We start from the raw sequence: 9,234 nt of genomic DNA on the forward strand, positions 1-9,234 counted from the left end.
CGGGTGTTCAGTCGTGTGCTCTTCCGCTCTCCGGGCCGAGCCCGGCCCGCTGCGGATCGGCCGGTTCACCACGCCGATGCTCGCCGAAGAACCTGTGCATCCCGACTGCGTGGCCGCCGTGGACCGGGCCGCCGCGCTGCTCACGGCGGCCGGCCACGAGGTGGTCGAGGTGCCGCCGCCGCTCGGGCCGGCGGTGTGGCCGCTGTTCGAGACCCTCTGGTACGTGCTGGCGCTCGCCCCGGTGCCACCGCAGCGGGAGGCGGAGCTGCTGCCGTTGACCCGGCTGCTCCGGGCCCGGGGCGCTGAAATCTCCGCCGGCACCCTGACCGCCACCCTCGGGGAGTTGCAGGCGCAGGTGCGCCTCGGTGCCCGCCGCACCGCCGGTTGTGACCTGCTCCTGTGTCCCACCCTGGCCACCCCGCAGGCACCCGTGGGCTGGTTCACCGCCGACGCGGACCCGGCCGCCGACTTCGACCGGCAACGCCGGTTCTCGCCCTACTGCGCCATCTTCAACGTCACCGGCGATCCCTCCGTCTCCCTGCCACTGGGTACCACGACCGACGGACTGCCCGTCGGGGTGCTGCTCACCGGCCGGTACGGCGACGACGCGCGGCTCATTGCTACCGCTGCGCAACTGGAGAACTGTAGTGACGGATGGGATCGGCACCCCGCAATCTGGCGGGCCGTCGACTCCGCTAACGTGAATGGTGACGGAGTCGGGCGGTCGGCAGCGTGATCGTCCATCCGACCCGGTTTTTCACTGTCGTCCTTCTTCCGCCTGGGGGCGTTGGGATTGTCTGTTACCGAGACGTTGCTGGTCTTCGTCGGCATCCCGTTGGCCGCGGTGCTGGTCATCGCCGGCCTGTCGTACGCCGGTAGCCACGGTGGTGCCACCGGCGGTGGCGGTGGTGCCAAGCGCTACCGTCCGGGCCGGCCCTTCGACTTCACTCCGGTCTGGTTCCTGGGCCGTCCGGAGCAGCTGGCCGACTCGGCCGGCACCGCGCTGACGGCGGGGGCGCAGGCGCCCGCGCTGACCAGCCACAAGCTTGAGCAGGCCAGCGTCGAGGCGCCGGCCGGTGGAACCGGAGGCGCAAGTGACCGTTGGTGAAAAGCAGGCCGGGTCGGAAAATCCGCCCGAGGTGCTCGACGGGCCGTTCTCGACCCGCCAGCTGCTGCGCATCGACGAGGCGTTGCGCCTGGCCGACAGGGGCACCGGTCTGGTCTTCTCGGTCTTCGTCGGTGGTCTCGACGAGCCGATCCGTGAGCACGCCCAGCGGCTGCACCGTCAGCTCGCCGAGCCCGACAAGTCGGTGCTGATCGCCGTGTCGCCCAACCAGCGCCAGCTGGAGATCATCACCGGGCGGTACGCCCGCAAGCGCATCCCTGACACGTACGCCAAGCTGGCCGCGCTCTCCATGGTCGGCGCGTTCAGCGGCGGTGACCTGGCCGGGGGCATCATCAACGGCCTCGACCAGCTCGCCAGCCACGCCGGCAAGGGCTGAGCCCTTCCTCGTACGACGAAGCCCGGCCCGCTCGCAGCGTGCCGGGCTTCGGTGTGTCTGGGCTTGCTTCAGCGGGGCCAGGCCGAGGGATCGAGGCGCATCGGCCACGGCTCGTCGATCTGCACTACATCGTCGGGGCCGACCGTGCCGAGCAGGTTGTAGTGCACCCCCTTCACCAACTCGTACCGGTAGATCACCGGACCGAAATCACCACGTTCTACGCGCCAGTAGGCGGGGATGCCGGCCTCGGCGTAGAGCGCTGGCTTGGTGAACCGGTCATGCCGACGGCTACCCGGTGATTCCACCTCGACGACGAGCGCCACATCCTCTGCTTCGACCCAGGTGCCGTCGGCGGGGGCTGTCGGCTTCAGCACCGTGACGTCGGGGATGAGGTTTCCCCCGGCCATTCGAAGCCCTGCCTCCCGGATGACCCGCCATCCAGCGGGCACCGCCGCTCGAAGGGCGGCCCGTAGTTCATCCGCCAGCTCTTGATGCCCGTAACCCGGGGGCGGTGTCACGTGCAGGCTCCCGTCGATGATCTCGTAGCGGTTCCCATCCTCAGGCAGGTCGGATAGGTCCTGCTCGCGCCACGCGCGCGCGGGGGGCCGCCACTCGTAGGTCGGCGGTGCCATCACGTCCACCTCCTCCTGTCACGATAACGCCCGAGGCCGGCGCGGAATCACACCCACGCCGGCCCCGGGCCGCGTATTCGATGCTCAGGCGCTCTGGGCGTCCTTCGCGCGGGCCTTCAGCGCCCGCACCACACCGTCGCGGCCCTCGGCCACCAGCCGACGCAGCGGGGAGGGGTGCCCGTCACCGGCCAGCCACGCGTCGGTGGCCGCGACCGTGTCGTCCTCCACCAGGTAGGTCGGGTACGCCAGCTGGGCGAACTCCTGCGCCGGCTCGCTGTCCCGGGTGGCCCACACCTGCCCGACCGCCGCGAAGTACCGCTCCCGGTACGGGGCTACCAGCTCCACCTGCGCCGGGTGGGCGAACCCCTGCAACAGCGCCCGGTGCCGCCAGTTGGGCAGCGCGTCCGGGCCGGTGAGCAGGGCCCACACGGCGGCCTTGTTCTCGGCCGTCGGCATCAACGCGTGCGCGTACGCGGCTTCCCGCTCGCCGCTGGCCGTGCGGTCGCTGCTCAGCTCCGCCTCGATCTCGGCGGTGCCGGCGGCACCGTTGGCCACCAGCGCGGCGAGGACCGACCAGCGCAGCTCGGTGTCGACGGTCAGCCCGGCCGGCATGCCGGTGCCGTCCAGCCAACCGCGCAGCGTGGCCAGGTCTTCCTCGGAGCGGACCGCCGAGGTGAACGCACGGGCCCAGGCCAACTGGAACCCGCTGCCGGGCTCGGCGGCAGCGAGTGCGTCGCGGGCGGTACGGGCCAGGTCGGCCCAGCCGGTCGGCGCCCAGGCCGGGTCGGCGTACAGGGTGAGCGCGGTGGTCGCCTGCCGCAGGGTGGCGGTGACCAGGTTGATGTCGGTCTCTGCGGGCAGCCCGCTCAGCGTCAGCGCCACGTAGTCGCGGGCGGACAGCTCGGCGTCGCGGATCATGTCCCACGCGGCGGTCCAGCAGAGCGCGCGGGCCAGCGACGAGTCGAAGCCACCGATGTGCTGCACCACTGTCGCCATCGAGCGCTCGTCGAGGCGCAGCTTGGTGTAGCTGAGGTCGTCGTCGTTGAGCAGCAACACGTCGGCGGCCCGGACGCCACGCAGCGCGGCGAGATCCGTGTGCTCGCCGCTCACGTCCACCTCGTACCGCTCCCGACGGACCAACCGCCCGTCGGCCAGGTCGTACAGGCCCACACCGATCCGGTGGGTCCGCAGCGTCGGGTACGCCGCCGGGGCCTCCTGCCGCACCAGCACCTGCTCGTACGTGCCGTCGGCCCCGATGGTCACCTCCGGACGCAGCGTGTTGACCTGCGCGGTCTCCAACCACTGCGCGGCGAACTTGCGCAGCTCCCGCCCGGATGCGGTCTCCAGCTCGGTGAGCAGGTCGTCGAAGGTGGCGTTGCCCCAGGCGTGCTTGCCGAAGTAGGCCCGCAGCCCGGCCACGAACGGCTCCTCACCCACGTACGCGACGAGCTGCTTGAGCACGCTCGCGCCCTTGGCGTAGGTGATGCCGTCGAAGTTGACCTCGACGGCCTCCATGTCCGGCATCTCGGTGTAGACCGGGTGGGTGGAGGAGAGCTGGTCCTGCCGATAGCCCCAGTTCTTCCGGATGGACAGGAAGGTCGTCCACGCCTCGCTGAACCGGGTCGCGTTCGTGTTGCACCAGTGGCTGGCCCACTCGGCGAACGACTCGTTCAGCCACAGGTCGTTCCACCAGCGCATGGTGACCAGGTCACCGAACCACATGTGGGCCAGCTCGTGCAGGATCGTGTTGGCCCGCTGCTCGTACTCGAAGTCGGTGACCTGCGAGCGGAACAGGTAGTGCGACTCGGCGTGCGTCACGCAGCCGAAGTTCTCCATCGCGCCGGCGTTGAAGTCGGGCACCCAGAGCTGGTCGTACTTCGGCAGCGGGTAGCGAACGTCGAACTTCTCGTGGAAGAAGTCGAAGCCCTGCTTGGTGATCAGGAACAGGTCGTCGGAGTCCAGGTACTGGGCCATCGACGCCCGGCAGAAGACCCCGAGGTCGATGCCGTCGTGCGTGTCGCGCACCTCGTGGTACGGCCCGGCGCACATCGCGGTGATGTAGGTGCTCATCCGGGGCGACTCGGTGAAGTGCAGCGTCTTGAGCGCCTCACCGGCCGGCTCCTCCCGCTGCACCGGCATGTTGGAGACCGCCCGCCAGTGCGCCGGCACTGTGACGTGCCAGGTGTAGACGCTCTTCAGGTCGGGCTGGTCGAAGCAGGCGTACACCCGCTGGGCGTCGGCCGTCTCGAACTGGCTGTAGAGGTACGTCTCGCCGTCCACCGGGTCCACCGTCCGGTGCAGACCCTGACCGCTGTTCGAGTAACCGAAGTCGGCGTCGACCACCAGGACGTTGTCGCTGTCCAACCCGGACAGGGTCAGGCCCTTCTCGGCGGACCAGTCGGACAGGTCGACGGGCGTGCCGTTCAGCGTCGCGGACCGCACCGACTCGGCGGCCAGCTCGATGAAGGTGCTCGCGCCCGGTTCGGAGCAGCGGAACCGGACCTCGGTCGTCGACCGGAACGTGCGGCCGTCGGCCGCCAGCACGGCACTGGACAGGTCCAGACTGATGTCATACCCCGTCACGTTGAGCAGGCGTGCCCGCTCGGTCGCCTCGACCTGCGTCAGGTTGCGCACTCCCGGCACTGTTCGTCTCCATCCCACATGTCGCCGTACGCCCGGCGGCGCCCGTTCGCCTACCGCTCGTGACGGCTGGCCCGATTCGAGTCTTCCATGTACGGGCAGCCCGCGGTGGCCGAGGTCACGCTCTCATTCGGGTGCCGGTCGATGTGCTGCGGGGTGAAGATTCTCCTGAGACGCCGACCTGTCGGCGCCACCCGTCGCGAAGGGATCTCACAGTGACCGAACGTGTCACCGCCGACATGTGGTTCGACCCGGCCTGCCCGTGGGCCTGGATCACCTCTCGCTGGCTGCTCGAGGTCGAGCAGATCCGGGACGTGGACATCCGCTTCCACGTGATGAGCCTGGCCGTGCTCAACGACGGCCGGGACGAGCTGCCCGAGGAGTACAAGGAGTTCCTGAAGACCGCGTGGGGCCCGGTGCGGGTCTGCATCGCCGCCGAGCAGCTGCACGGCAACGACGTGCTGCGCCCGCTCTATACCGCGCTCGGCACGCGGATCCACCTGCAGAAGCAGGAGCGGGGTCCGGAGCTGTACGTGGCCGCGCTCACCGAGGCCGGCCTCGACCCGGCGCTGGCCGCGGCCGCCGACAGCACCGACTACGACGAGGCACTGCGGGCCAGCCACGAGGCGGGCATGCGCCCGGTCGGGCAGGACGTGGGCACTCCGGTCGTGCACGCGCCCGGCCCGGACGGCACCCCGGTCGCGTTCTTCGGCCCGGTGATCACCCCGGCTCCGAAGGGGGAGGCCGCCGGCCGGCTGTGGGACGGCGTGCTGCTGGTCGCCGGCACCCCGGGCTTCTACGAGCTCAAGCGCACCCGCGAGCAGAGCCCGATCTTCGACTGAGCGACGACCACCGCGCCCCCGTCCGTGCTTCGTCAGTCGCGCGGACGGGGGCGTTTCTCGTCCGCCGCCGAGGTCGGCGGTGGGTCGTGGCGTCACCGGGAGGCGGGCGGCGTCGTTTCCCTCGGTGTCCGCCGCAGCGACCCGAAGGGCCGCACGCCGCAGTTCGTGGAGGCAAATCCCGATGGCCAAGCACCGCGCGTCCGGTGACGATCAGCTGACCCGGCAGGGGGTGATCGAGACTCCCGGCACGGACTACTGGTCCGTTGACGACTCCCGCTGGCCGACGGTCCGCCCGGACCTGCCCGCCCACCTGGTGGATCTCCTCGCGCCGCCCATCGTGGTGGGCGTGGCGCGGGTCCCGGTGACCTCCCGGCTCACCCCGCCCAGTGCGGTCGACCCACTGCCGTCGTCCGTCGACGCGGTGCCGACCAGTGCGCCGGCGCTGGTGCCGTCGGGGGCGGCACCGGCCGAACCGGCTCCTCCTCCGCCGGCACCGGCTCCTCCGCGCCCGGTGCCGACGCCGCCGCTGAACCCTCGGCCCGTTCCGACGCCTCCTCCCGACCGTCCCGTGCCGGGGCCGCCCGCGTCGCCCCGCCGCGCCCCGAACAGCGGGCCGATCGGGACCGGTCGGCGTGGCAACGGTGGGCCGGTGAGCGCGGGTAGGCACCGCCGGGGCACCTCCGACCGCGCCGGCTGACCAGCCGTGCCCTTCCGGGCACTTTCATCTGGTGGACGCACCGCGGGTCCCCGTCGGCGGCGGCACCGTCGCCGGTAGCGTCAGTGGGCATGACGGTCGTGCATCCGATCACCCGGGCCTGGGTCACCACTGGCGGCACCGGCGCGCAAAACTACGACGAGTTCGCCGACGACGCGGAGATCACCGCGATCATCGGGTCGAACCCGCACAGCGCTCTCGGCATCGAAATGCCGCATCGCGCCCCGCAGAGCCTGGGCAAGTCGTTCCTCGACGCGCTGCCCGACGCGGTGGCCCGCCTCGCCGAGGCCAAGGCCGACGGCAGTTACACCCCCGCCGAGCAGGTGGTGGTGCTCTACCGGATCAGCGCGCCCGGCGAGGAGCCGGCGTACGGGCTGTTCGCGATGGTGGACACCGACCAGATCTCCACCCGGGCAGACGAGCCGGGCCTGGTCATCCGCAACGAGGACGTCTTCATCGCCAAGGTGCGCGAGCGAGTGGCGCTGGCCGACGCGCTCGGGCACCTGCTCTCACCCGTACTCCTGCTCCAGACCGGTCGTGGCGACGAACTGCACGCCGCGCTCGCGGCGGCGACCGACTCGGCCGGCGCGCCCGCCGCGACGGACACCGACCAGGCGGGGCGCACGCACGCCATCTGGCTGCTCGGCCCCGGCCCGGAGCAGGCAACGCTCACGGCTCTCGCCGGTGGCGGGGACCTGGTCGTCGCGGACGGCAACCACCGCAGCCTGGCCGCCCAGACCGGTGGGCTGCCGCGCTTCCTGGCCGTGGTCACCACCCCCGCGTCGGTGGCCATCCAGCCGTACAACCGGCTGGTCAGCGAGCTGACCACCACCCCGGCCGAGCTGCTCGACCGGCTGCGGGCCGCGGGCGCCGAGGTCGAGCCGATCGACGGCCCTGTCGAGGTCCCGGCGGCCGGCGGCACCGTGCACCTCCGCCTCGACGGCCAGGGGTACGCGGTGCGCCTGCCCGCCACCGCCTCCGCCCGCCTGGAAAACCTGGACCACGCTCTGGTCGAGCGGCTGGTGCTGCGTGACGCGCTCGGTCTCGACCCGGGCGACAAGCGAATCACCTACGTCGGGGGCGACTACCCGGCGAGCTGGCTCACCGGTGAGGTCGACGCCGGCCGGGCCGAGTTGGCCATCCTGATCGCGCCGGTGACAGTGGCGGATTTCGTCGCTGTCAACCTGGCCAGGGAGAAGATGCCCCGCAAGAGCACCTGGTTCACCCCGAAGGCGCGCGGCGGCCTGGTCGTCGCCGAGCTGCCGCGTTGAGCGTCATCCCCACGACCGTGTGACGAACCCGGCTCGGGGACGCCGCCCGTGTGACGTCCCCGAGCGCGGCCTGACAGACTGCCCGGTATGCGCGTCTACCTGGGATCCGATCACGCCGGTTTCGAGTTGAAGGTGCACCTGGCCAGCCACCTGGCCATGCAGGGCTACGACGTGGTCGACGTCGGCCCGCACAGCTACGACCCGGACGACGACTACCCCACGTTCTGCCTGCACACGGGCGACCGGGTGGTGGCCGACGAGACCGGCCTCGGAGTGGTCATCGGTGGCTCCGGCAACGGTGAGCAGATCGCCGCGAACAAGGTCGCCGGCGTCCGCGCCGCGCTGGCCTGGAGCGTCGAGACAGCTCAGCTGGCCCGCCAGCACAACGACGCCAACGTGGTCGCGATCGGTGCCCGTCAGCACACGCTGGACGAGGCGACCGCCATCGTCGAGGCGTTCCTGAACACGCCGTTCTCCGGCAACGAGCGGCACGCTCGTCGGATCACCCAGGTGGCCGAGTACGAGCGGACCCGGAAGCTGCCCGACCTGCCCTGACCGTGCGGCGCTCAGCGCGGCGAGCGGGGCAGCTCCTCGCGGGGCACCCAGTTTCGCCGGACGACCACCACCCGGGCTTCCGCCTCGGCCAGGTCGTCGTCGGTGGGGCGGGCCGCGTCCCGGGCCCGTAGCGCGGCGCTGAGTCCCACCTGGGACGAGCCGGAACCGACCAACCCGCGCAGCCCCCGCTCACCGTCGCGCTCGTCGCCGACCGTGCTCCTGCGTCGCGGCGGCGGCTCGTCACCGTCGTGCACGCCCGGCGTGCTGACCGTCGGGCCGTCCGCACCCGGTCTGGCCGTTTCGGTGTCGGCGTGGTGGCGCAGCCGTCGCCGTCGTCGGTCGGGGTCACCCATCAGCCGACCGTACCCTGGCCCGGTTGGATCCTGCACCGTCGCGAGGCCGCGCGCCCCGGCCGGGGTCGGCGACCGATTTGCCGGCTGGCTACCCTCGAATCAAGGCGGTGCTGTTGCCGTCGGTCAGGGGGAGGACGAGATGGCAGACCAGACGCAGCCGTGGGCGGAGCGGACCGTGGAGGTGCCACCGCAGGCCGGCGTCGGGGTGCCGCCGCAGCGTGACGGGTTCCGCCGGGGGGTCGCTCCGGTGGGCGAGCGACGCACCCCGCGCACGGAGCCGTTCCCGGTGGTCGAGCAGGAGCCGACCGGCACCGGTTGGCCCGGTGGATCGGTGCCCCGCCGCTCGCTCAGCTCGCGGATGGCGCAGCTGCGGCGCGGCGGTGAGTGGAGCGCTGCGGCAGGCCTCTTCGCGTTCGTGTGTTGGGGGATCTGGGCGCTGTCCGGCCAGGGTGACCTGAGCGGCCCGCTGTTGGTGCTGGTGCTCAGCCTGCTGGTGGCGGCCGGCCTGTTCGCCCTGTTCCGGCTGGTCGGCCGGGTGGTGCTGGAGCGGCAGCTGGGCCGGGTCCGGCGCAGCGCCAGAGGTGCGCACCTGGCGACGGCGGTGTTCCTCGTCGGCCTCGGGGTGGCGTGGCTCCAGCAGACCGAGTGGGTCGTCTCGGCCTGGAACTGGATTTCCTCGAACTGACCGGGCGTGCACGGGCGGGCCGGTCCAGGACCGCCCACC

11 protein-coding genes are annotated in these 9,234 nt (G+C 71.8%); 8 read left to right on the top strand and 3 right to left on the bottom strand.

The window, feature by feature from the left end:
- The 3 genes from AB0B48_RS29575 to AB0B48_RS29585 all read left to right on the top strand — a co-directional run.
- Positions 1-736, top strand: a 736-nt coding sequence (locus AB0B48_RS29575; protein WP_357207193.1) for an amidase family protein, incomplete at its 5' end; no start/stop codon positions are given.
- Positions 737-811: 75 nt separating this feature from the next.
- Positions 812-1,108, top strand: coding sequence for a hypothetical protein (locus tag AB0B48_RS29580; RefSeq protein WP_196930456.1), 297 nt, complete (start codon positions 812-814; stop codon positions 1,106-1,108).
- Complete coding sequence (locus AB0B48_RS29585) at positions 1,095-1,502, top strand: DUF5130 family protein (RefSeq protein WP_355010142.1); 408 nt, start codon at positions 1,095-1,097, stop codon at positions 1,500-1,502. The genes AB0B48_RS29580 and AB0B48_RS29585 overlap by 14 nt, the downstream gene beginning before the upstream one ends.
- Before the next feature lie 68 nt (positions 1,503-1,570).
- Here the strand turns inward: AB0B48_RS29585 and AB0B48_RS29590 are convergent, their stop codons facing one another.
- The gene (locus AB0B48_RS29590) at positions 1,571-2,134 is read right to left on the bottom strand and encodes a Uma2 family endonuclease (RefSeq protein WP_357207196.1); all 564 of its coding nucleotides are present in this window, start codon (positions 2,132-2,134) and stop codon (positions 1,571-1,573) included.
- 84 nt (positions 2,135-2,218) lie between these two features.
- Positions 2,219-4,768 carry an aminopeptidase N gene (gene pepN / locus AB0B48_RS29595; protein ID WP_357207198.1) on the bottom strand — a complete coding sequence of 850 codons (2,550 nt, stop codon included), beginning with the start codon at positions 4,766-4,768 and terminating at the stop codon, positions 2,219-2,221.
- A 221-nt stretch (positions 4,769-4,989) separates the two neighbouring features.
- Between pepN and AB0B48_RS29600 the strand changes: the two genes are divergently transcribed.
- The 4 genes from AB0B48_RS29600 (at position 4,990) to AB0B48_RS29615 (ending at position 8,157) form a co-directional block, all read left to right on the top strand.
- Positions 4,990-5,616 carry a DsbA family protein gene (locus tag AB0B48_RS29600; protein WP_091405414.1) on the top strand — a complete coding sequence of 209 codons (627 nt, stop codon included), beginning with the start codon at positions 4,990-4,992 and terminating at the stop codon, positions 5,614-5,616.
- Positions 5,617-5,797: 181 nt separating this feature from the next.
- Positions 5,798-6,313, top strand: a complete 516-nt coding sequence (locus AB0B48_RS29605; protein WP_357207200.1) for a hypothetical protein — start codon at positions 5,798-5,800, stop codon at positions 6,311-6,313.
- Positions 6,314-6,402: 89 nt separating this feature from the next.
- Positions 6,403-7,602: a DUF1015 family protein gene (locus AB0B48_RS29610; protein ID WP_357207202.1), complete on the top strand. Its 1,200-nt coding sequence runs from the start codon at positions 6,403-6,405 to the stop codon at positions 7,600-7,602.
- 87 nt (positions 7,603-7,689) lie between these two features.
- Complete coding sequence (locus AB0B48_RS29615) at positions 7,690-8,157, top strand: ribose-5-phosphate isomerase (protein WP_357207204.1); 468 nt, start codon at positions 7,690-7,692, stop codon at positions 8,155-8,157.
- An 11-nt stretch (positions 8,158-8,168) separates the two neighbouring features.
- Here AB0B48_RS29615 and AB0B48_RS29620 read toward each other — a convergent pair whose 3' ends face one another.
- Positions 8,169-8,510 carry a hypothetical protein gene (locus tag AB0B48_RS29620; protein ID WP_357207206.1) on the bottom strand — a complete coding sequence of 114 codons (342 nt, stop codon included), beginning with the start codon at positions 8,508-8,510 and terminating at the stop codon, positions 8,169-8,171.
- Between the two features lie 139 nt (positions 8,511-8,649).
- Here AB0B48_RS29620 and AB0B48_RS29625 point away from each other — a divergent pair, with 139 nt between their 5' ends.
- On the top strand, positions 8,650-9,195 hold the full coding sequence (locus tag AB0B48_RS29625; RefSeq protein WP_357207208.1) for a hypothetical protein: 546 nt from the start codon (positions 8,650-8,652) through the stop codon (positions 9,193-9,195).
- Positions 9,196-9,234: the final 39 nt, after the last annotated feature.

Origin of the sequence: Micromonospora sp. NPDC049089, assembly GCF_040648775.1 — a bacterium.
In the GTDB taxonomy this organism is placed as follows: domain Bacteria; phylum Actinomycetota; class Actinomycetes; order Mycobacteriales; family Micromonosporaceae; genus Micromonospora.